The organism is Rugosimonospora africana, from assembly GCF_016862975.1.
GTDB lineage: Bacteria > Actinomycetota > Actinomycetes > Mycobacteriales > Micromonosporaceae > Rugosimonospora > Rugosimonospora africana.
The window spans coordinates 22,487-43,709 of record NZ_BONZ01000086.1 but is presented as its reverse complement, the minus strand read 5'-3'; the positions used below and the strand labels follow the sequence as shown (position 1 = coordinate 43,709).

General features: G+C 69.0%; 22 protein-coding genes. 6 read left to right on the top strand and 16 right to left on the bottom strand.

The features are described from left to right. Positions 1 to 15: 15 nt before the first annotated feature. From Raf01_RS39980 to Raf01_RS39965, 4 genes are all read right to left on the bottom strand, one after another. Positions 16 to 1,188 (bottom strand): cellulose binding domain-containing protein, encoded by a 1,173-nt coding sequence (locus Raf01_RS39980; RefSeq protein WP_239134330.1) that lies wholly within the window; start codon positions 1,186 to 1,188, stop codon positions 16 to 18. Positions 1,189 to 1,272: 84 nt separating this feature from the next. Beyond that, positions 1,273 to 2,643, bottom strand: coding sequence for a cellulase family glycosylhydrolase (locus Raf01_RS39975; protein WP_203923331.1), 1,371 nt, complete (start codon positions 2,641 to 2,643; stop codon positions 1,273 to 1,275). Positions 2,644 to 2,862: 219 nt separating this feature from the next. Beyond that, entirely contained in the window at positions 2,863 to 4,704 is a 1,842-nt protein-coding gene (locus Raf01_RS39970; protein ID WP_203923330.1) for a DUF2207 family protein, read from the bottom strand. Continuing rightward, positions 4,701 to 5,291 carry a LemA family protein gene (locus tag Raf01_RS39965; RefSeq protein WP_203923329.1) on the bottom strand — a complete coding sequence of 197 codons (591 nt, stop codon included), beginning with the start codon at positions 5,289 to 5,291 and terminating at the stop codon, positions 4,701 to 4,703. The genes Raf01_RS39970 and Raf01_RS39965 overlap by 4 nt, the downstream gene beginning before the upstream one ends. Before the next feature lie 254 nt (positions 5,292 to 5,545). On the opposite strand from Raf01_RS39965, the gene Raf01_RS39960 reads away from it, so the two are divergent. Continuing rightward, the gene (locus Raf01_RS39960) at positions 5,546 to 6,394 is read left to right on the top strand and encodes a hypothetical protein (RefSeq protein ID WP_203923328.1); all 849 of its coding nucleotides are present in this window, start codon (positions 5,546 to 5,548) and stop codon (positions 6,392 to 6,394) included. 55 nt (positions 6,395 to 6,449) lie between these two features. On the opposite strand, the gene Raf01_RS39955 is transcribed toward Raf01_RS39960, so the two are convergent. The 4 genes from Raf01_RS39955 to Raf01_RS39940 all read right to left on the bottom strand — a co-directional run bounded on the left by Raf01_RS39955 (position 6,450) and on the right by Raf01_RS39940 (position 9,809). Then, positions 6,450 to 7,295, bottom strand: coding sequence for a hypothetical protein (locus tag Raf01_RS39955; RefSeq protein ID WP_203923327.1), 846 nt, complete (start codon positions 7,293 to 7,295; stop codon positions 6,450 to 6,452). 142 nt (positions 7,296 to 7,437) lie between these two features. Beyond that, positions 7,438 to 8,616: a TIGR03118 family protein gene (locus tag Raf01_RS39950; protein ID WP_203923326.1), complete on the bottom strand. Its 1,179-nt coding sequence runs from the start codon at positions 8,614 to 8,616 to the stop codon at positions 7,438 to 7,440. A gap of 320 nt (positions 8,617 to 8,936) precedes the next feature. Next, a complete protein-coding gene (locus Raf01_RS39945; protein WP_203923325.1) occupies positions 8,937 to 9,218 on the bottom strand; it encodes a hypothetical protein in 282 nt (93 codons plus the stop codon). A 51-nt stretch (positions 9,219 to 9,269) separates the two neighbouring features. After that, on the bottom strand, positions 9,270 to 9,809 hold the full coding sequence (locus Raf01_RS39940) for a M15 family metallopeptidase (RefSeq protein ID WP_203923324.1): 540 nt from the start codon (positions 9,807 to 9,809) through the stop codon (positions 9,270 to 9,272). A gap of 87 nt (positions 9,810 to 9,896) precedes the next feature. Between Raf01_RS39940 and Raf01_RS39935 the strand changes: the two genes are divergently transcribed. Both Raf01_RS39935 and Raf01_RS39930 read left to right on the top strand, forming a co-directional pair. Further along, a complete protein-coding gene (locus Raf01_RS39935; protein ID WP_203923323.1) occupies positions 9,897 to 10,592 on the top strand; it encodes a response regulator transcription factor in 696 nt (231 codons plus the stop codon). Then, the gene (locus tag Raf01_RS39930; protein ID WP_203923322.1) at positions 10,585 to 11,697 is read left to right on the top strand and encodes a sensor histidine kinase; all 1,113 of its coding nucleotides are present in this window, start codon (positions 10,585 to 10,587) and stop codon (positions 11,695 to 11,697) included. The genes Raf01_RS39935 and Raf01_RS39930 overlap by 8 nt, the downstream gene beginning before the upstream one ends. A 55-nt stretch (positions 11,698 to 11,752) precedes the next feature. On the opposite strand, the gene Raf01_RS39925 is transcribed toward Raf01_RS39930, so the two are convergent. From Raf01_RS39925 to Raf01_RS39890, 8 genes are all read right to left on the bottom strand, one after another. After that, complete coding sequence (locus Raf01_RS39925; RefSeq protein ID WP_203923321.1) at positions 11,753 to 13,528, bottom strand: carboxylesterase/lipase family protein; 1,776 nt, start codon at positions 13,526 to 13,528, stop codon at positions 11,753 to 11,755. A gap of 209 nt (positions 13,529 to 13,737) precedes the next feature. Further along, positions 13,738 to 14,379 (bottom strand): response regulator transcription factor, encoded by a 642-nt coding sequence (locus tag Raf01_RS39920; RefSeq protein ID WP_203923320.1) that lies wholly within the window; start codon positions 14,377 to 14,379, stop codon positions 13,738 to 13,740. Next, the gene (locus tag Raf01_RS39915; protein WP_203923319.1) at positions 14,379 to 15,611 is read right to left on the bottom strand and encodes a sensor histidine kinase; all 1,233 of its coding nucleotides are present in this window, start codon (positions 15,609 to 15,611) and stop codon (positions 14,379 to 14,381) included. Before Raf01_RS39915 ends, Raf01_RS39920 begins: the two co-directional genes overlap by 1 nt. A 92-nt stretch (positions 15,612 to 15,703) precedes the next feature. Further along, the gene (locus tag Raf01_RS39910; protein ID WP_239134329.1) at positions 15,704 to 16,189 is read right to left on the bottom strand and encodes a GNAT family N-acetyltransferase; all 486 of its coding nucleotides are present in this window, start codon (positions 16,187 to 16,189) and stop codon (positions 15,704 to 15,706) included. Positions 16,190 to 16,256: 67 nt separating this feature from the next. Then, the gene (gene vanX / locus Raf01_RS39905; protein WP_203923318.1) at positions 16,257 to 16,865 is read right to left on the bottom strand and encodes a D-Ala-D-Ala dipeptidase VanX; all 609 of its coding nucleotides are present in this window, start codon (positions 16,863 to 16,865) and stop codon (positions 16,257 to 16,259) included. Beyond that, positions 16,862 to 17,902 carry a D-alanine--(R)-lactate ligase VanA-Sc gene (gene vanA-Sc, locus Raf01_RS39900; protein ID WP_203923317.1) on the bottom strand — a complete coding sequence of 347 codons (1,041 nt, stop codon included), beginning with the start codon at positions 17,900 to 17,902 and terminating at the stop codon, positions 16,862 to 16,864. Before vanA-Sc ends, vanX begins: the two co-directional genes overlap by 4 nt. After that, a complete protein-coding gene (gene vanH, locus Raf01_RS39895) occupies positions 17,895 to 18,854 on the bottom strand; it encodes a D-lactate dehydrogenase VanH (protein WP_203923374.1) in 960 nt (319 codons plus the stop codon). Before vanH ends, vanA-Sc begins: the two co-directional genes overlap by 8 nt. Before the next feature lie 203 nt (positions 18,855 to 19,057). After that, the gene (locus Raf01_RS39890; RefSeq protein WP_203923316.1) at positions 19,058 to 19,510 is read right to left on the bottom strand and encodes a VOC family protein; all 453 of its coding nucleotides are present in this window, start codon (positions 19,508 to 19,510) and stop codon (positions 19,058 to 19,060) included. Between the two features lie 138 nt (positions 19,511 to 19,648). Between Raf01_RS39890 and Raf01_RS39885 the strand changes: the two genes are divergently transcribed. From Raf01_RS39885 to Raf01_RS39875, 3 genes are read left to right on the top strand one after another with little or no spacing between them, the layout of a single operon-like run. After that, complete coding sequence (locus tag Raf01_RS39885) at positions 19,649 to 20,038, top strand: ArsR/SmtB family transcription factor (protein ID WP_203923315.1); 390 nt, start codon at positions 19,649 to 19,651, stop codon at positions 20,036 to 20,038. Beyond that, positions 20,022 to 20,594 carry an SRPBCC family protein gene (locus tag Raf01_RS39880; RefSeq protein ID WP_203923314.1) on the top strand — a complete coding sequence of 191 codons (573 nt, stop codon included), beginning with the start codon at positions 20,022 to 20,024 and terminating at the stop codon, positions 20,592 to 20,594. Before Raf01_RS39885 ends, Raf01_RS39880 begins: the two co-directional genes overlap by 17 nt. Before the next feature lie 51 nt (positions 20,595 to 20,645). Beyond that, positions 20,646 to 21,218, top strand: coding sequence for a TIGR03086 family metal-binding protein (locus Raf01_RS39875; protein ID WP_203923313.1), 573 nt, complete (start codon positions 20,646 to 20,648; stop codon positions 21,216 to 21,218). Positions 21,219 to 21,223: the final 5 nt, after the last annotated feature.

Genomic DNA, 21,223 nt, shown 5'->3' with positions numbered 1-21,223 from the left:
GAAACCTCTGTCCGCTCAACTCGACGCGCAGCTGACGGCGGGTACGGCGTTGGTGCCGTTGTTCCACGAGGCGAGAAACCCGAACGAGGTGGAGGCACCGGCCGCCAACGTGCCGTTGTAGCTCAGGTTGCGCGCCGTCACCGTGGCCCCATTCTGTGTCACGGTGGCGTTCCACGCCTGGGTGACCTGCTGCCCGTTCGCGAACGTGAGGCTGGCGGCCCACGCCGAGGAGGCCGTCGACGACCGGTTCGTGACCGTCACGTCGGCCTGGAACCCGCCGCCCCACTGGGACGTCACCTGGTACGCCGCCACACACGTACCTGTGCTCGGCGGACTGCTGGGCGAGCCGGTCGGCCGGGTGCTGGGCGAGCTGGACGGGCGGACTGTCGGCGAGCCGGTCGGCCGGGTGCTCGGCGAGGACGACGGTGGCGGTGGGGTGGCCCCGTTCAGCACCTGCGCGAGCGTCGGGTACCAGCGGTCGGCCATCTTCTGGAATCCGGTGTTGTTGGGGTGCACCCCGTCCACCGTGTCCGCGACCGCGTCGAAGCCGGTCCACTGGTCCACCAACCTGATGGGCGACTGCGCGGTCGTGAGGGTCGCGGCCCAGGCCGGCAGTGCGTTGTTGAACTCGACGACGTCCGCCGGGCAGGTGGCGCAGGCGGCCTCGCTCATCGGGATGATCTGCGCGACGATGATCTTCATGTTCGGGTTGCTGGCCCGCATCTGGCCGACCAGCTTGGTGAACGCGGCCAGCTTGGTGGCCGTCGTGATGTAGTGGCCCCACATGTCGTTGGTGCCCAGGTGCACCAGGACGATGTCCGGCTTGGCCGCGTCCAGCCACGGCGGGAGTTGGTTGTTGTCGGCGATGCCGGTGGCCGAGTAGCCGCCATGGCCCTCGTGATCCCAGTCGTAGGTGTACCCGGGGTTGCAACCGCCGCCGTCGGACTGGCTGCCCACGAAGTCGATGTTCGAGTATCCGGCCGTCTGCAACTCGTGCCACAGCATTGCACGCCAGCAGCCGGGACCGGCGGTGATGGAGTCGCCGAGCGGCATGATGCGCACCGGCGAGGCCGCGGCGACGGCCGGCCGGGCGTTGGCCGGTCCGGCCGGCCGGGCGGCCGCGACAGCGGCGACGGCGGCGGTCAGCAACAGTGCGCCGACGAGGTAGGGAAACGATCTGCGAGGCATGGTGGCTCCCGGGAGGAGTGGTGTGACGGGCTCGACCGGGGTCGGGCGCAGGGGGACGCCCGACCCCGGTACCGGTGCCGCGAACTAGCTCGCGGCGCAGGAGACGGCCGGCACGCTGTTCGTGCCGTTCGACGATCCGAGGAAGCCGAAGGTGGTGCTGGCCCCCGCGCCGAGGCTGCCGTTGTAGCTGACGTTGCGTGCGGTCACACTGGATCCGCTGGAGGTCACCGTGGCGTTCCACGCCTGGGTCACCGCCTGGCCGTTGGCGAACGTCCAGGTCGCCGTCCAACCCTTGATGGCGGCGGATCCCGCGGTCACCTTCACCTCGGCCTGGAAGCCGCCCGGCCACTGCCCGGTGAGCGAGTACGTCGCCGTGCACCCACCCGTCGGAGGAGCGGTGGTCCGTGACGGAGTGGGCGACGGGCTGGCCGTGGTACGCGACGGGGTCGGCGACGGGCTGTTCGGCGGCGGGGTGCCACCGCGGTAGATGCTGGCTTCCTTGGCGGTAGCCTTGATTCCGTTGGTACCGTTGAAGATTCGCTGACCCCAGGTGGTGAGCTGCTGGGGGTCCCAGTTCGTCACCATGTCCAGGATCGGGTCGTTGTTGCCCTCCCAGGACCAGCCGAGGTAGCCGATGCCCCGGGAGACCGCCTGTGCCATCACGGTCTGGTCGTCCACGTTGCTGGAGGTCGCCTGCCACCCGAACTCGCCGATGACCAGCGGCCATCCCTTGCTCTGGAAGGCGTCCAGGTATGAGGTGATGGACGACGCGGTGTTGAACACGTCGTACATGTGGATGGACAGCACCGTGTTGTGCTGGGTGTCGGCGTCGAGCACGGTCTGCGCGTTGTCCCGCATCGTGAACTGCCAGTCCTGGCCCCAGTTCGGCGCGTCGACCATGAGCAGGTGCTCGAAGCCGTTGGCGCGCATCTTCTGGATCGCGGCGGTGGTGGCGCTCGTCCACTGGCCGGGGTTGTTGTTGCCGATCGGCTCGTTGCCGATGTTGATGACGATGTAGTTCTCCTGGCCGGTCAGCACGCTCTTCAGGCTGATCCAGTAGTTGACCGCCTGATCCAGCGTGTAGGCCGCGCCGTCCTCGCCGTACCCGGTGGTGTCGTGGTCTTCCAGCACGCAGATCAGCCGGTTCTGCTTGCACAGCGACACCACGTTGGCCACGTCGCTGGCGGTGTTGGCCGTCCACCGGCCGCCGCTGAGCACCACCCGCACGGTGTTGGCGCCCAGCGACTTGATGTTCGCGAACGAGCTGGTCTGGTTGGCGAACCAGGTGTGCTCATGGCTGATCCCGCGCATGACGAACGTCTGCCCGTTGGCCTCGACGATGTTGCGTCCGCTGACATGCAGCCCGACCGCCGCGGAGGCCGGCCGGACGAACATGAACACGGACGCGGCGAGCGTGAGGACGGCGGCGCCGGCAATGGTGAGTTTCTTCTTCATGACCTACCTCGGGAAATGGCGGCTCACAACGATGTGTGCGCCCGGATCCACGTCCCGGCGGCGGCGCGAGGGGCGCGACGCGATAGGGACGTTGCCATGAACTGCCCGAGGCCCGGCTAGAGACCTGTTGCGGTGCGAACAAGGTACCGCGCGACGGTAATCCAACGCAATCCGTCAATGTCTTGTCGGTTGATGTTGATTCCGGCTCGGTGTGAGCGGTCACCCCGCCCAGGGAGCCGGGGCGGTGGGCAGCGACAGCCGGGACACCGCGATGGAGAGCAGCCAGTACAGGTTGCGCGGGTCGACCGGGAACGGGTTGGTCCGCGCCGACACGCTGACCACGACGGCGCCCTTGCGGCCCACCGCCCACCGGTCCCCGCCGTACGCCTCGTCACCGATTCCCGGCAGCGGCGGATTGCGCCGGTGGAACATCATGGACAGCTTTCCGCCGGTACCGTCGCCCATCTCCAGGGTCACCAGCGTCCGGCCGTCCGGAGCCTCGAACCGGACCATGTTCGCGGCCACCCGCCGCGAGCCCGGATCGCCGACTCCCCGCATGGTCACCGGTACCCCCACCGCCCGGCTCACCTCGTCGGCGGTCAGCAGCAGCCCGGCCGAGGGCAGTGGCGTCCCGCCGGCACCCCGCAGGGTGGACACGCCCAACTCCGCGGCGATCAGGGACTCGGTGTCCACCGAGACCGGGCCCGCCTCCTTCTGATGCGGTACCGGGCCGTGCGCCACCAGGTCGAGGGCGACGACCCGCCGGCTCCAGCGGCGGACCGACATCCGTACCGCGTCTCCCGCACCGCACCGCCCGGTCCACTCGCTGGGCAGACCCCACGCGGTGGTCGTGTCCCCGGTACCGTCGTGGACAGCCAGGTAGTGCAGCCACGGGACGCGGGTGTCCCTGGATTCCTGTTTGGTGCGCCATTTCTGGCACCAGAGCACCTGTCCGGTGACCGTGACAGGGTTGGTCGCGTCGACGACCGCCCGTGCCAGCACGTACAGGCCGCCGCAGAGCGCGAGCACGCCGAGGACGGTGGTGACGCTTCCGGTACCGAGGCCGATCAGCAGCCCACCGCCGACGATGAGCAGGACGCTCTCGATAGCGAAATACCGGGTCTGCCTGCCGTACCGGGGCCAGAAGCGCGGGTACCGCACCCGTACCCGCTGCCACCTGCCGCCGTAGGAGGACCAGACCCGTCGCCGGTTGCCCATGCCGAGGTCGATCACCACGCTGGTGGTTCGAGCCGCGCCCAGCGCCGCGCCGTAGGCCAGGTACCGGTCCCAGACCGCGACCGCGGCCGGTGGAAGGCTCGCCAACTCCTCCGTGTTGCGCAGCCAGGTCTTCACGCCCAGCCAGCGTGCGCAGGCCGCCCGTCCGGCCGGGGTGTCCCGCTCGCCGATCGACCGGTTGCCGAAGCCGGCGAGCAACACCGCGCCGAACAACCACGCCGCGAACGCGGCCTTGAGGGAGGGGCCGCCCTTCGCGTGGTCGGTCAGCAGCAGTACCGCTACCGCGACGCCGAACCCGCACACGACCGCGAGCACGTTGAGGACGGTCAACTCGGTCGGCCCGAACCGGCGCCGGGACAACCCCCGCGCGCGGCAGTCCGCGACCACGGCCGCGTGTACCCGCCTGCCGAACCGGGTGGCCTGAGCGGGGTCCCGAAACGTCAGGGCGGTCAGCGGCACGACGCCGTTGACCGCCAGCGAACACACCCGATCGAAAATCATCCGCTCGTACCGGTTGAGCCCGGCGGGTCGCGGATCGCGCACGTGCACCGTGGTCTGTACCGGGTCGTTGCCCGGCTGGCGGAACTCGAGGTAGCGCCGCGCGGCCAGGTCGATCAGCGTCGCCTCGCCCGCGTCCTCGGTCACCACCCAGCCGCCGGCGAGCAGGCTGGCCACGGCCGGCGGCTCGGGGCCGAGGTCCTGCGTCGGCGGTGCCGGCTCGGGGCGGGCCGGCCGGGTGACGAGCAGGGCCACCAGGTACGCCGCCACCCACACGCCGACCGATGCGACCGCGAGGCCGGTCGCGGCCAACTGACTCGTGGTCATCCCTGGAACCGCACCAGAACCGGGCCGCGCTCCTCGCCCGCGGCCTGGAACAGATCCCGGCCGCGGAAGCCGCCGATGCGAGCGATGAGGTTGGTGGGGATCGACTGGATCGACGTGTTGTACGTCTGCACCGCGCTGTTGTAGAACTGCCGGGCATACGCGATTTTGTCCTCGGTACCGCTCAGCTCGCCCTGCAGTCCGAGGAAGTTCGCGCTGGCCCTCAACGCCGGGTATGCCTCGGCGAGTGCGAACAGCCGGCCCACGGCCTGGCTCAGCGCGTTCTCGGCGTGGGCACGGGCCGCCGGTTCGGCGGCGGTGGCGGCGATCGCCCCGTCGCGTGCCCACGCCACGGCGTCCAGGGTGCCCCGCTCGTGGGCGGCGTACCCCTTCACCGTCTCGACCAGATTCGGTATCAGGTCGTACCGCCGCCGGAGTTGCACGTCGATCTGCGCCCAGGCCGCGGACACCTGATTGCGCCGGCGCACCAGCCTGTTGTACGACAGCACGCCCCACCCGATCGCCACGACGGCGACCAGGCACACCAGGCCGCCCGCGACAGCCACGACAACGTTGCCGGATACATTCATGAACGCCACAGACCTCCGGCGTAGCATCCTGCCACTCGCCGCCGTGAGGAGTTGACCGGGAGTCCGCTCCAGACCGGGTTGTCTACCAGGGTCCGGCAGATTCGCACATGTCCGACTCCGCTGCGCCGCAACCATCCCCGCGGTGAGCCGGACAGCCCTCGCATGCCAGTATGACCTGCTGGTCGAGGCCGGGTTCCTGGCCGACGCCACGCACACGGCGACGAGACACGCTCATCGACGTGGGAGGGAAGAGCATGAAGATGCTATGGCGGCGGCGCGTCCTGACCGTTGCCCTGTCGCTCGCGGCAGCCGCCGGTGGGCTGCTCCTGTCCGGCACGGCCCATGCGCAGGCAGTCACCACCGGATCCCTGAGCTTCAGCGGGGACTCCGGCGACTACATCAGCCAGGGCAAGTCGTACTCGTACTCCACCGGCAACGGCGACGGGCTGAGCGTCTCCAGCTCGAGCGGCAGCGCGGTCAGCGTCTCGATCAACGCGTACAACGGCGACACGTGGACGCTCGACGTGGACGCACCGGGCACGAAGGTCCTCGCCCCGGGCACCTACGCAAGCGCGCACCGGTACCCGTTCAACGGCACCGGCCCGGGCCTGGACCTGAGCGGCGACGGACGGGGATGCAACGAACTGACCGGTTCCTTCACCGTCATCAAGGCCGTCTTCGGTCCCAACGGCTATGTGCAGACCTTCGACGCCACGTTCGAACAGCACTGTGAGGGCGGGACCCCGGCGGCGCACGGCGAGATCCGCATCTCGAACCCGGCCCCGCCCAAGCACACCACGCCCACCAGCCCGCACACCACGCCCACCAGACCGCATGCCACGACCGCCGGCCCGCACGCCACGCCCACCGGCTCGCATGCCGCTTCCACCGGCCCGAGTGCCGCGCCCACCGGCAGTCCGAGCGCCACCGTCGCCGGCGGCGGCGACAACGCCGCCGGCGTCACCGACGCCCCGGCTACCCCGGCGGCCGAGGGGAACGCGCTCCGGCCTCTGATCGGGTTAGGCGCCGTCGTCGCCGCCTGGGTCGGCTTCGGCGTCGTCGCCCTCATCGTCGGTGTCGTCCTCGGCGCCCGCTTCCGGTGACCCGCGAGCACCCTCGACCCGCCGCCCTACGCCGCCGCGGGAATGTGCGGCACGGTCAAGCTATGGGCGGCGGGTCTTCCGCGGTCGGCTTGGCCGCCAGGTAGGCGCGCGAGGTGAGCACGATCGCCTCGGGCGGATGGTCGCGCGGATCCAGCCAGAGTTCGAGCGGGCGCCCCGAACCCGGTGCGCGCCCGCCCGATGCGGCCGGAATCCGGCCGGGCGGCGCCTGGACCGGCAGCCGCCACCTGACGCCCAGGAAGAACGGGTCCACACTGGACGCCAGCTCCACGGCGTCGATCCCGGTCCACGGCACCCCTACGCCATCACCGGACAGGCGCAGTCCGGTCTCGTCCAGCCGTACCGGCAGCGCCGGCGACGTGCGCATGCGGCCGACGGCGACCGCGAGCACGGCCACGACAAGGCAGAACAGCGTCACGGAGTAGGCGCGGGCGACCGCACCGGCCACCGCGTTGGCCACCAGCACTCCCGACACCGACAGCTGGTGCGGCAGGCGCCGACGGACGGGCCCGACGACCTCGAGCGGCCGCGCCGGTACCGCCAGGTCGTCCAGCAACGCGGCGAGGTTGATCCGGTGGATGAGGGCGGCCCGCGGCGGCCCGGCGGCCAGGGCTGCGGCGATCAGGGTCAGCGGCAGGCCGAGCAGGACGATCAGGACGCCGGCCCCGCCCATCGCTCCGATGGCGAGAGCGGCCGCGCCGAGGGTGCCGGTGACGACGGTCGCCGCTATCCGACCGGGCGACGGCGCGGGGCGGCGAGCCCACGCCACCGCACGGTGCCGCACGGCGCGATCGGGATGCGGCCGCCCCTGCGCGGCCAACCGGCGCAGCTCCCGCAGTTGGCGGCCCGGCAGGCGCACCCGCCCCTCTGGCAGATCGAGCACCGGCCCATTATGGACGGCGGCGTCCGGGGAGTGGGGGCGCCCTCATCGGCGGCCAGAGCGGTCCACATTCCAGCGTCTCCGGGGCCGCGCGGGACGCCGCGCCTCACGCTCGGTGAGACGCGGCGTCGCGCATGCGGTCCGGTCAGTTGTCCTCTGGAATCAGCTGGCCCACCAATCCGTGCTGCTCGTCGTCGGGTCCGGAGCTGAACCACACCGTCGATTCGCCGCCGGTGGCCTCGGTGCCCGGCAGCAGGGCCCAGAGGCCATCGAGAGTGATGGGCTCACCGTTCTCGTCCTTCAACTGCCCCTCGAACTTCTTCCCGTCGAAGACGTTGATCCGGCCGTCACCGAAGTTGCCGACCAACAGGTCGCCGGCGAAGCGACCGAAGCTGTCCGGCGCGAAGGCCAGTCCCCACGGGGAGTTCAGGGTCCCCCGGCTGGCGATGCGCTGCACCTTCGAGCCGTTCTTCGTGAACAGGTCGACGAACCCGTTTCCGGGACCGGCCACGTCGTCCATCGCGTCAGCGTCCTGCTTGGCGTAGGACACATATACCTTGTCGCCGAACGCCACGATGTTGAACGGCGCGAACCCGTCGGGAATGTTGTCGTCGCTGAACGGCGAGTCCTTCAGTTCAAGCTTGTTGAAGTTCTCGTCGAAGATGTCGATCCGCGCGTCGTGGAAGTCGGCGGCGAGGAGGAAGTTGCCGAACTTGGTCTTCAGGAGGGTGGCCCCCTTGTAGACCGCGCCGTCCACGTGCGCGACCTGAACCGCCTCGGTCCCAGCGTCCGGGTTCCACGCGGTGACGTCGCCGCCCTCGCTGACCCAGATGAAGGTGGCCGGCTTGTCGTTGCCGGCCCCGGGCACGTCGAAACCGTCGGTGTCGTTGAACACCTCACCGGTCGGCGCGCCACCGGGGATGTCGACGGTGAGGTCAGACTTCACGACGGGCGCGCCGTTGACGCCACCGGTGTAGACGGTGGCCGTGTTGGTGCCGTTGTTCGCCACCCACAGTGGGGTGGTGGGCGCCGGCCCGAAGGCCAGTCCCCAGGTGTTGACCGCGTCCGGATCGACGACCGCGGGGTCGCGCTCCGCCTGATCCGACACCTGGTTGCGGACCTCGAAGCGCGGGGCCTTCTTCCCCTTGTCGCCGTCGGACTTTTTGCCCTCGGCGGACGCCTTGCTGGTGTCGTTCGCCGCGCTCGTGTTCGGTGGTGCCCCCTGATCGGCTGCCGCCGCCGACGCCGCGTTGCCGGCACCGCCGACAGCCACGACAACGCCGACAGCCAGGACCGCCAACGTCTGCCTACGCACACTGATCATGCCGTTCCCTCCCGTGAATGGTTGTCGGAGCCGTCTATCCGTCCCCTTGGCTGCCTCCGCATCACGGGTACGCGCGGAACGACGCATACCGGCGGCGGGCTTCCTGATTCGACCACTGAGCGCCACAAGCCCCGATGGGAAGAATCATCACATAATGGGTACTAATCCCTGTCGGGTTCGCAGCATTTGCCGAGGTTTCTTCGCTTATCGCCCCGGAGGCGTGAATCCAGACTCTGACACGGGTAGCGGCCTGAACGAGGCTGCGGTCTGACGTCAGATCGTCAGACCGCAGCCTCGTCGCCTCCCGAACGGCGGGCCACTCAGGCGTACTTGCGCCAGGGACCCCAGACCGCGAACGACATGGCCGGCTGGTTCGGCGGGTCCTCACCCATGATGTTGAGGAACAGGATGCTGCCGTCCGGGCTGAACGTCGGACCGGTCACATCGTTCACGAGATCGACCGAGGAAGCGATCGGAAAGATCTCACCCTTGGCGGTGATGCCCCGCAGCAGGGTCGTACCGGGACCGTCCTCGCAGACGATCAGGGGCGGTACCGCCCGAGTGTTGAATCCGCATTTGGCGAGCGGATGAATCGTCGGCACAGACTCGACCAACTCGCAGGGAGGCCGCCGGCGGCCCGCGCGGCGGCAGTGTCAGCGCCGCATCCTCGGATCGTGCGTGGGGTCGGCGTACATGGGAGGGCAGCCACGCCCAATCGCCTCGGGGCGCAGTTCGTAGTGCCAGGGCTCGTTGCGGTAGATCTGGCACAGTCCATACCTGGCACCGTGTGCGGACAGCCACGCCGTGGCATCGGCGTGCCCGATGTCGACCGCGTTCCCGGACACGTGAGCGGACGTGTCCGTGGTGGCGACCCACCGGGCGGCCTCCTCGTCCGAGCCGTACTTCGCTATCGCGTCGCGAAGAAGCCGATTCTGGTACTCCGGGGACCGCCATCCGCTGTTGACGCAGAACTCGATGCCGTCGGCTGCGGCGTCGGTCGCCGCCTCGCGCAGGGCGCGGAGCAGATCGGGGTCGAGGTTGGCCACGCCGGGATACCGGTCATCAAACACGGTCACGCCGCCGGGAAGGGCGCCGTCATTCTCGGTAACGGCGTGGTCATCATCGGTAGTCGTGTCACCGCGGTCGCCGTGAAAGACGTCGCCGGGCGGGGGCGCCGATGCCGTCTGGCTCATGCCGCCAGTCAAGGCGGCGCGGTGTCGCCGGCACGTATGTGGTTTTCGGTATGCCGACGATATCTGACGGTTTGTAGCATCGGGAGCATGCGTGTGTTGGTCGTCGAGGACGAGCCCTACATGGCGGAGGCCATCCGCGATGGGCTGCGCCTGGAAGCGATAGCGGCGGACATCGCCGGTGACGGCGACACCGCCCTGGAGTTGCTGAGCATCAACGCCTACGACATCGCCGTCCTCGACCGCGACGTTCCCGGGCCGTCCGGTGACGAGATCGCCGAAAGCATCGTCGCCTCCCGCAGTGGCATGCCGATCCTGATGCTCACCGCTGCCGACCGGCTCGACGACAAGGTCTCCGGGTTCGAGCTCGGCGCCGACGACTACCTCACCAAGCCGTTCGAGCTCCGGGAACTCGTACTCCGGCTCAGAGCACTCGACCGCAGGCGCGCCCACAACAGGCCGCCGGTGCGGGAGATCGCGGGTCTGCGTCTGGATCCGTTCCGCCGCGAGGTCTTCCGGGACGGCCGGTACGTCGCGCTGACCAGGAAGCAGTTCGCGGTACTCGAAGTTCTCGTCGCCGCCGAGGGCGGTGTGATCAGCGCCGAAGAACTCCTGGAACGGGCGTGGGACGAGAACGCCGACCCGTTCACCAACGCCGTCCGCATCACGGTTTCGGCGCTGCGCAAACGACTCGGCGAGCCCTGGATCATCGCCACCGTGCCTGGCGTCGGGTACCGCATCGACACCGCACCCGAGACCGGACGTGAGGAATCGGACCGTGGATAGGCAGCCCGGCCTGAGCGTCCGGCTCAAACTCACCCTCAGCTACGCCGGGTTCCTCATGCTCGCCGGTGCCTTGCTGCTCGCCGTCGTGTGGGTCTTCCTCCTGCGGTACGTTCCCAACCGCGAGTTCCTGTTGCCTCCTCACTCTCACATTCCCGGCGCCAACATTCCCAACCGTTCCGACCTCCAGCGCGCCTTCCTTCCGCGAGCGGCCGAAGCGTTGGCGTTCCTGCTGGTGTTCGGTCTCGTGGGGGGATGGATTCTCGCCGGCCGCATGCTCGCTCCCCTGACCCGCATCACCAACGCCACCCGCAGGGCCGCGAATGGATCGCTCTCCCACCGGATCCAGTTGGAAGGCCCCAGCGATGAGTTCCGCGAACTGGCCGATGCCTTCGACACCATGCTCGCGCAGCTCGAGGCGCACGTCGAAGAGCAGAAGAGATTTGCGGCCAACGCCTCCCACGAACTGCGCACCCCGCTGGCGGTGACGCAGACACTTCTCGACGTGGCCCGCAACGATCTGAACCGCGACACCGGCGAACTTGTCGACCGCCTCCAGGCCGTCAACACCCGAGCGATCGACCTCACCGAGGCGTTGCTCCTACTCAGCCGCGCCGATCAACGGTCCTTCACCCGGGAACACGTCGACCTGTCCCTCATCGCGGAAGAGGCCAGTGAGACGCTGCTTCCCCTCGCCGAAAAACGCGGCATCGCCATCGAGACCTCCGGCGACCTGACCCCCGCCACCGGCTCACACGCGCTCCTGCTGCAGCTGGCCACGAACCTCGTGCACAACGCGATCGTCCACAATCTGCCGGAACAGGGCACGGTGTGGGTCACGACCAGCGTCCACCCCACGACTGTGGTGCTCACAGTCGAGAACACCGGCGAGAAGCTCTCCCCACAGTTGGTTTCCACGCTTGTCGAGCCGTTTCAGCGCGGCACCCGACGCGTACGCAGCGACCACGCGGGCGTCGGCCTCGGCCTGGCCATCGTCAAGAGCATCGCCCAGGCACACGACGGAACCCTCACCCTGAGCCCCCGGGCCGCCGGCGGGCTCGTTGTCACGGTGCGACTGCCCATGGCGTCACCGCACAGCGGCAGCTGACGATCGGCGGACCGACCAGCGGCCCGGGGCCCGGGCCGCTGGTCCGATCTCAGACTCAGAGCATCGTTTGCCAGAACGCGCACTGGTGCTCGGCATAGCCGTCGACCGGGGCCACGCCGCCGGGGCCGGGGGCCAGTCGTCGCGCGGGCTGCTCCGCGTGGGCCGGCCGGGTCGCGGGCCACGCCGCGCCCCGTCCGGAGGGATTGCCGGTACGGGCGAACGTGGTCCAGTAGCCGATCATGCTGGCCGCGAGCCCGCGCTGCTGGTCGGTGTACCCGTCACCAGTGATCGGCGGACGGCCGGCCACGTCGAACAGGTACGGCACCTCGGACGCGTGCGACGCGCCGGCCGGGAAGTCCGGCGGGAGGTCGCCGAACGGCTGGGCGTGCTCATCGGCGAACTCGTAGGTGTAGGTGGGCACATACCGGGCCAGCGCGTTCTCGGTCTCGATCTGGGTGCAGCTCCACATCCGGTCGGTGAACACGGCCGACCAGGCCAGGGCCCCGTCGTTGTCGTAGCGCGACAGCGGGTACCGGGCCAGGACGGCCGGTGCGTCGGCACCGAAGCTCTGTTCGATGAGTGCCGGGTACTCGTCTGGCGCGATCCACCATCCCGCAGCGGCCAGGATGCCGGCGATCAACCGGTGTTCGTCCCGGGTGTGCCCGGACAGCACGGGTACCCGGTGGAAGGCGCCGGACCGCAGCGCGGTCTCGGGGTCCACGGGCAGCACGGGCGTACCGGTGGCGGCGACGCCGAAGTTGGCGAACTGGTCGTCGAGCGCGTGCGTGGGCAGCGACCGCAGGCAGGCGAGCTCAGCTGCGTCGGTGTCCCGCTGGCAGTCCACCGCCGCCGCCGCGGAGTCACCGGCCTGCTGGATGGCGGCCACCGGTTTGAAGAAGGATCCCGCGGGGTCTCCGAGTGCCGCCGAGTTGGCCGGCCAGTCCAGCGCGCACGTGCCGCTCTCCATGATCACTCGCTGGAACAACCCGGCCGCCGGCGGCGAGGTCAGCTGGGCGCAGGTGGCCACCGAACCACCGGACTGACCGAACAGCGTCACGTTGTGCGGGTCCCCACCGAACGCGGAGATGTTGTCCCGTACCCACCGCAGCGCCGCCTGCTGGTCCTGCAACGCGAAGGTGCCGGAGCCGGGCAGGCCCGGATGGCCGAAGAAGCCGAAGATGCCCAGCCGGAAGTCGACGGTGACCACGATGGCCCCGCCCTGCGACGCCATCCGGGTCGGGTCGTAGTCGCCGCCGGCGCCCTGGGTGAAGCCGCCGCCGTGCAGCCACACCATGACCGGTCGGGGTGCCGGGGCCGGCGCCTGACGTGGCACGGTGACGTCCAGGTACAGGCAGTCCTCGCTGGCTTCGGACAGCGCGGCGCCCTGGGCACACGGCGGTCCGGACCGGGTCGCGTCGCGGGTACCCGACCAGGTAGGTGCTGGCTGCGGCGACCGCCAGCGCAGCGCTCCCACGGGTGGGGCCGCGTAGGGCAGCCCCAGGAATCGCTCGACGCCACCGGCCGCGAGTCCCCGGACGGCACCGGACCGCGTGTGTACCACGCCCGCGGAGGCGCCAGCGTCGGCGCCGGCCGCAGCGGTCGACCCGCTGATCGTCGTCGCCGCGATCGTCACGACTGCGAGCAACGCGACACCAGCCGCGGCCCGCGCCCGGCGGCCTCGTGCGCGACGTGGCGACAGGCCGCGCGCCGTGACCGGTCCGCCGGCCGACCGGGCGGACCGGACCGCCCGTCGACCGTTGCCGTTCACCCCGAAGCGGTGCACCCCGGACCCGCGACTCATGACGGGATCCTCGAAGGCTGCCACGGTCATCTCCCCTCTCGTTGCCGTAACCCGTCCAGTCTGTACGGCAGCCGAGCGGGCGGCGGGGCTCCATCGGCTCCCGGTCGGTTCTCGATAGGTGGTGAGGTTTTCACCGATCGGCTATTGCGCCGGCGCGCCCGGCGTGGCCGCGCCCCGCGGGCCACGCCGCCGGGGCCACACGCCGCCGGCAGGCCGGACGCGGCACGGGATCCACACGATCAGGAGAGCATGCCCCGCCGGTACGCCTCGGCCACCGCGGATGCCCGGTCGCGCACGCCGAGGCGTTCGTAGACGCGCAGCAGCGACGCCTTGACGGTGGCCTCGCTCACGAACAGGGCGACGGCGGCCTCACGGTTGGTCGCGCCACCGGCGACCAGCCGGAGCAGCTCGACCTCGCGGGGCTTGAGTACCCGCTCCACCGGCTCCCGGAGCCGGCCGAGGACCCGACGAGCGACCGACGGGGAGAGCATGGATTCGCCCTTCGCGGCGGCGCGCACCGCCGCCAGCAACTCCGCCCGTGAGGCGTCCTTGAGCAGGTACCCGGTGGCACCGGACTCGATGGCCGGCAGAACGTCGGCGTCGGTGTCGTACGTGCTGAGCACGAGTACCCGGGTCTGCGGCGCGACCTCACGCAGCCGGGCGGTCGCCGTCACCCCGTCCATCCGTGGCATGTGCAGGTCCATCAACACGACGTGTACCGGATTCCGCTGCACGTAGGCCAGCGCCTCCAGCCCGTCGGCGGCCTCCGCGACGACCGTGAACTCCCCGCTGCCGCGCAGCAGCTGGCGCAGGCCGTCCCGGAACACCGGATGGTCGTCGACGACCAGTACCCGGATCCCGTCGTTCACCAGCTCGCCCATCAGCTCACCCCGGAGCCGATCGGCACCCTCGCGCAGACCGCGGTACCCGCACCCGGCGCACTCTCGATTTCCAGGTGGCCACCGACCTCGCCCAGCCGCTGCCGCATGCCGCCGATCCCGAACCCGCGGTCCGCCGTACCGGCCACGGCGTGGGCCGGGTCAAAGCCCGCGCCGTCGTCGCGGACGTCCAACAGCACCGCGTCGCCGACGCTCGACAGCGAGACCCGCACCCGCGACGCGTGAGCGTGCTCGGCGACGTTCGCCAGGGCCGTCTGCGCCACCCGCAGCAGCTCCGCCTCGGCCCGGTCGGGCAGCGCCGGCAGGTCGTCGTCGACCCGGCAGGACGCGTCGACTCCGGCTCGCTCGCGCCACTGGTCCACCAGCCGGTGCAGTGCCTCGGGAAGCGCCGCCGTGTCCAGCGGCCGGGGTCCCATTGCCCGTACCGATCTGCGCGCCTCGACCAACCCGTCCCGTGCCAGGTCACGTGCCTGCGTCACCCTGGCCCGCCAGCCCTGTTCTCCGGGATCGGCTGACAACGCCACCTCCAGCTGTGCCACCACGGCGGACAGGTCCTGCGCCAACGTGTCGTGGATCTCCCGGGCCATCCGTTGCCGTTCCTGCTGTACGCCGGCCGCGCAGGACTGCGCCAGCAGCCGGTCCTGCAACGCCGCGTTCGCCGCCGACGACGCGGCCAGCTCGCGGTTCGCGAGGGTCAGGCGGTCGATCAGCCGCCGTCGCGCGTCGCTCTCCCGGCCGAGGTACCAGCCGGCCGCGAGCAGCGGTGCGACCAGGCTGATCAGGAACAGGGGCAGAGACTGCCTCGATTCCGGTACCGGCGACCCGGCCTGAGCCACCGTCAACGCCACCCCGGCCGCGGCGGCGCCGGCGAACGCCCAGCGGGCCTCGAACAGGAGGAAGGCGTAGACGCACGCGACCCACGACACCACCATGAACCACGGGCTACGCATCACGAGCACCGACAAGACCACGAGAAGGCCGGCGTAGTAGACCACTGGCAACGCCGGCCGACCCGCCCAGCTGAAGCGCGGGAGCGCCAAGGCGGCGAGCCAGCACCCGGCAACGGCGGTCAGCACCACCGTCGCGACCACCGACAGCGCCGGGTCGCCACCCGGGCCGAATGTCGACAGTGCGCCACCGACCAGCAGCAGTCCGACGGCGAGACCCACGATGCCGCCGTGGCCGACCAGCCGCTCATCCTCCCCGACAACCACCCGTACGAGTATGTCGCGGCCATCGGGATCCCGCCGTCGCCACATCGCCCCGCTACCGCACCGTCACCACCGTGGTCGACGGTATCTGGTCCTCATGACCGGGTGGTGTCGTCGAGATCGCATAGGAACCGGGACGACCTTCCTGCCTGGTCGAGGTAACCGCGGCGCCGGTAGAACTCGTGCGCGCCTCGGCGGTGATCTCCGCTGGTGACCTCCATGCGGACGCATCCGCGACTGGTCGCGAACGATTCCGCCGCCGTGACGAGCTGACCGCCGACGCCCTCGCCGCGTGCCTGGTCGTCGACGATCAGCGCCACGATCCGCCCCCAGGAGCCGGTGCGTTCGAAGAACGGACAGACGTGGACCGCGACGAGGCCGAGAATGTCGCCGTCGGCATCGGCCACATAGGCCGCGCTGGAGAGGTCGTCACCCCAGGTCTTGATTCGGATCGCTGTTGTCGCGGCGCCGACCTGGGGATAGCCCAGCTGGTGGAGCAGTTCGTTGATGGCCGCGGCGTCGGTGGTGCGCGCCAGTCGTATCTGCATGCCTTCCCCTGTCAGCGTCTGCGGTGCGCCCACACCGGAGACGCCGGTCGAAACGGATCGCTGTGGCAAGCCTTTTGGCAAGCTTCTTTGGCCGGCCCGACTATATGATGGGGAAGTCAAAATACGTGTCCGGATAGGGTTCGTCTTTCAGCGTGTAATGCCACCACTCGCAGTCGTACCGATCGAAACCGCAGTCCTCCATGATCGAGCAAAGGTACCGACGGCACCGCGCTTCGGCCGGTGCGATCCCCTTCGCTCCATGATGCGAGATCGGATCCATCAGATCATGGTCACCGCCCATGGGAGCGAGTTCACCGGTCGTCAGGTCATAGAGCGTCAAGTCGACGGTACTGCCCCGGCTGTGGCCCGATCTGGCGGCCACATATCCCCTTTCGAAAACCTCGGGTCTGAGAATATTCGGATAGTGCCGTAGTTTCGTCCGGCCGTCCTCCGGCGCTTCCGACCAGCGCAGAAAGCAGTCCACGGCGCGTTGCGGCCGGTAACCGTCCCAGAGGAGCAGGCCGAAACCAAGGGACGCGGCCCTCTTCTGCGCTCTTTCCAGGGCCGCGCACAGGGCCTTCGTGCCGACAATTCGATTTGCCACGTATCCGTCCACCGGCTTGCCCGCGAAGTTGTCCCAGGTGGCATACTTGGCATCCCAGCGTATTCCAGGGACAAACTCGTCCACAAAGACGAAGTCGTCTTTCATCGTCCGTTCCCCGTCAACGTCAGCGACACGATCCGGTCGATCACCTCGGCAAGCGGCAATCCGGCGGCCGCCATCATTCTGGGATAACGGCTGTACGAGGTCATGCCGGGCAGGGTGTTGACCTCGTTGAGGACCACCGTCCCGTCCTCCTTGAGGAACATGTCCACCCGCGACAGTCCCCGGCATCCCAGTGCGCGATAGATGGCCTTCGCCGTCTCCCGGACGAGCGAGCGTGACTCTGCCGGGATGTCAGCGGGAACGATCGGTGTCGAGTTCTCAGAGCCGCTTTCGGGCTCAGTCTCCTGATGGATCCTGAAAAAGCCATGAGACAGAGCGATTCGGTCTACCTCGCCCGCGATCAGGTCCGGATCGTTGCCCAGGATGGCACAGCCGACCTCGCTGCCGACCACAGCCTCCTCGATTAACACCTTCGAGTCGTACTGCCTCGCGATTTTCACCGCATCCAGCAGTTCTTCCTTCCGGCGTACCTTGCTGACGCCGAAAGATGAACCCGAACGGGCCGGTTTCACGAAGACGGGATAGGTGAGCCGCTCGGGGTCGATGTCCTCGTCCGCCGTGACGGTCCAGAAATTCGGCGTCGCGATTCCCGCGCTCCTCGCGACGGTGTACGCGAGGGACTTGTCCATGCACAGGGCAGAACTCTGGATGTCGCAGCCCGCGTACGGGATGCCGGAGAGGTCCAGCAGACCTTGCACCGCACCGTCTTCGCCGAGTTTGCCGTGCAGGACGGGAAACACCAGGTCCAGAGTGATCGTCTCGTATCGTCCCTGGTCCAGGACAAGCAACCCGTGGACGCTTCGATCCGGTGACAGCACGGCCGGACGGCAACTGCCGTCTTCCCAGTGTGCGCCCGGACCGTCGCAGAGCTTCCAAGCCCCACTCTTCGTGATCCCGACGTAGAACGGCTCATACTTTTCCGTGTCCAGATTTCTTGCGATCTCCTGCGCGGACTTGACGGAGATGGGGTGCTCTTCGGAACAACCCCCGAAGACGATTCCGATTCTCAACCTATCCATGCTGCTTTCCGCTTTCGAATTTTAGACAGTTGACGATGGAGTTTTCAACGGTGTCCCTGAGGGCGTGGTCCGTGTAATACGCGGTGTGCGGACTGACGATCACATTCGGCAGCTGCTGCAGCCGCAACAGCGGCTTGCTCTCGATGGTTCTGTTTCTGTAGTCCGCGTAGAATATTCCTTCCTCTCCTTCGATGACGTCCAGCGCCGCACCGCCCAATCTGCCGCTTTCCAGTGCCGCGATGAGGGCCCCGGTATCAAGAAGTGAACCGCGTCCGGTATTGACAATGAACGCGCCGTGCCGCATCCGCTCGATACGTCGACGGTCGAGGAGGTGGTGCGTGTCCGCGGTCAGTGGGGTGTGGAGCGTGACAACGTCGCTCTGCTGCAACAGCTCATCGAGAGGGACGTAATGGGCAGCGGTGCCCGGACGGTTGTCGTAGGCCAGTATTCGGCAGCCAAAACCCCGCAGCCTGTCCATGACCGCTGTGCCGATGCGTCCGGTCCCGATCACCCCGACGGTCAGGTCGCGCAGTTCTTTACCGCGTACCTCATTCAGCCTGTAGTCATGAGTCTCCGCACGGCGGATGATGGTTTTCGCATGTCGCACCGCCATCAGCATGAGCATCAGCGTGTAATCCGCCACGCTGTCGGGCGAGTAGGCGACGTTTCCCACCGCGATGCCGACGCTCTCCGCGTATTTCACATCGATGTGGTTGTATCCGATGCTTCTCGTGGAGATGTACTCCACGCCGGCCTGACTCAGCGCGAGAAGAGCGGAGTCTGTGACCTGAGTCTTGTGGCCGACGCTCACGCACCGGTTCCCCGAGGCCAGCTCGACATTGGCTTCGGACACCGCCTCCTCGGTGATGGTCGGCAGTACGCCGAAGCGGGGCGCCAGCTCCCTGAACAAGACGACCTCGTCCCGGCCGCATCCATAAATCGTGATTCCCATCGACGGGACGGCCGAGGAGGACGACGACGCCAGCGATAGGGTGCGGCGAGCCGCTGCTCGTGCTGGTTCGCTATAGGTCACGCATACAGTCAAGGCGGCGCGGTGTTACCGGCACGTATATGGTTTTCGATACGCCGACGATATGTCAGCGGCCGGCAAGCGCCACGGCCCTCAACCCACCCGCGCCGCGGTCAGCGGCCCGATCAGCGCGGGAACCGACCCAGGGGTGACCTGTCGCCTACCGACCACCGGTGACCGAACGGGTCCACGAAGCCACCTTGACGGTGCGTCCCCCACGGCGCGCGATGATCCTCGATCGCCGCTCCGGCGGTGGCGCCCGCGGCGACGGCGCGCGCGATGAAGTCGTCGGGGTTGTCGACGAACACCTCGATGCGGATGCTCGTGACCCCGGCCTGGCCGGGACTGGTCTCCGCGGGGTTATCGGGATTGACCTCGTGGAGGAAGAAGGCGGCGCCACCGATCTCGAGGCCGGCCACGCCGCCGAGGTCCCACAGCTCCGTCGCGCCCAGTGCGGCCTTGTACCAGGCGACCGCGGCGTCCGCGTCGGGGACGATCACCATCACGGAGATCACCGGCGGTGAAGCGGCCACCGTGCCGCCGGACAGGGCGGAACGACCCTTGGGTGCCTCAGTCATTCCCTCAGCATGCCGGATATCGCGAGCGATGTCTCCACGGTCCGGCCGACCATCCGACCACGCGAGTCGGGTTGACAGATGCTCTTGTCGACTGGTTAGGTAACCACAAGGTTAGGTAACCAGTTGGTTAGGTAGCATGTGGTCACTACAGACAGGCTCAGTGCGACCTTTGCCGCACTCGCCGACCCGACCCGGCGGGCGATCCTGGCTCGGCTCGCGAAGGGAGAGGCGAGTGTCAAAGAACTGTCCGCACCGTTCGCCATGACGGGACCGGCGATCTCCAAGCACCTGCGCGTGCTGGAGCACGCCGGGCTCATCTCACGGGGGCGCGCGGCGCAGTGGCGGCCGTGCCGCCTGGAGGCGGGCCCGCTGCAGGAGGTCGCCGCGTTCACCGAGGAGTACCGGCGATTCTGGGACGACAGCTACGCACGGCTCGACGCTTACCTGCAAATGATCCAAGACGGTACGGCGGAGGCCACCGCAGCCGGGGAACCGACGGAGGGACCGCTCGATGCACGGGACGGATGAGCTGGGTGGGCTGGGCGTCACCACTTTCGACCTGCCCAGCGACAGAGAGGTCCGGATCACCCGGGTCGTCGCCGCGCCGAAGCAATTGGTGTTCGACCTGCACACCAAGCCCGAGCACGTGCCCAACTGGATGCTCGGCCCGTCCGGCTGGACGATGCCGGTGTGCGAGATCGACCTGCGGCCCGGCGGCGCGTACCGCTACGTGTGGCGCGCCAGCGACGGTGCGGAGCTGACGATCGCGGGCACCTACGAGGAGATCGTCCGCCCCGACCGGCTGGTCAGCACGGAGGTGTTAAGCGGGGACCTGCCGCCGACGCGCAACACGGTCACCTTCCACGAGCGTGACGGCCGCACCACCATCACCACCACCGTCCGGTACCCTTCGCCAGCCGTCCGCGATGCCGCCGTACGCACCGGAATGCGGGACGGCATGGATGCCAGCTACACCCGCCTGGACGCCTATCTGGCCGGGCTGGAGCCGGTCCCGTCGCCAGACGGCAACGCCTGGCCGCTGCAGGAAATCCCGCCCGGGTCGAAGCCTTCGACCGACGACTGACGCGTCGACGCGAAGCAGTCCCGCGAACATTGAACCGAAAGGATCGTCTTGATGGCACTGCCCGATCGCCCAGCCGAACGACACCGCCACGTTGCCGGACTCTTCACCGACCGGGTCCGCGGCGCCCGATCCTGGGACGCACCGTCCCCGGTCGCCGGCTGGACCGCCCGCGACGTCGTACGGCACCTGACCGACTGGCTCCCCGGGTTTCTCGCCGCCGGTGCCGGCATCGACCTGCCCCGGGGACCGTCGGTCGACGAGGACCCCATCGCCGCGTGGCAGGTTCACCGCGACGGCGTGCAGGCGATGCTGGACGATCCGGAGACGGCACACCGGAAACTCGCCAACCCACACATCGGCACCCTGCCCCTGGATGCCGCGATCGACCAGTTCTACACCACCGATGTGTTCATGCACACCTGGGATCTGGCCAGGGCCACCGGCCAGGACGATCGCCTGGATTCGGTTTTCTGCGCCCAACTCCTCGACGGGATGCGGCAGATGGAAGAGGTACTGCGCTCCTCTGGCCAGTACGGCCCACGGGTCGAGGTACCGGCCGATGCCGATGCGCAGGCCCAGCTGCTGGGCTTCATCGGCCGCGACCCGTACTGGTCGGGACGGTAGAGCCG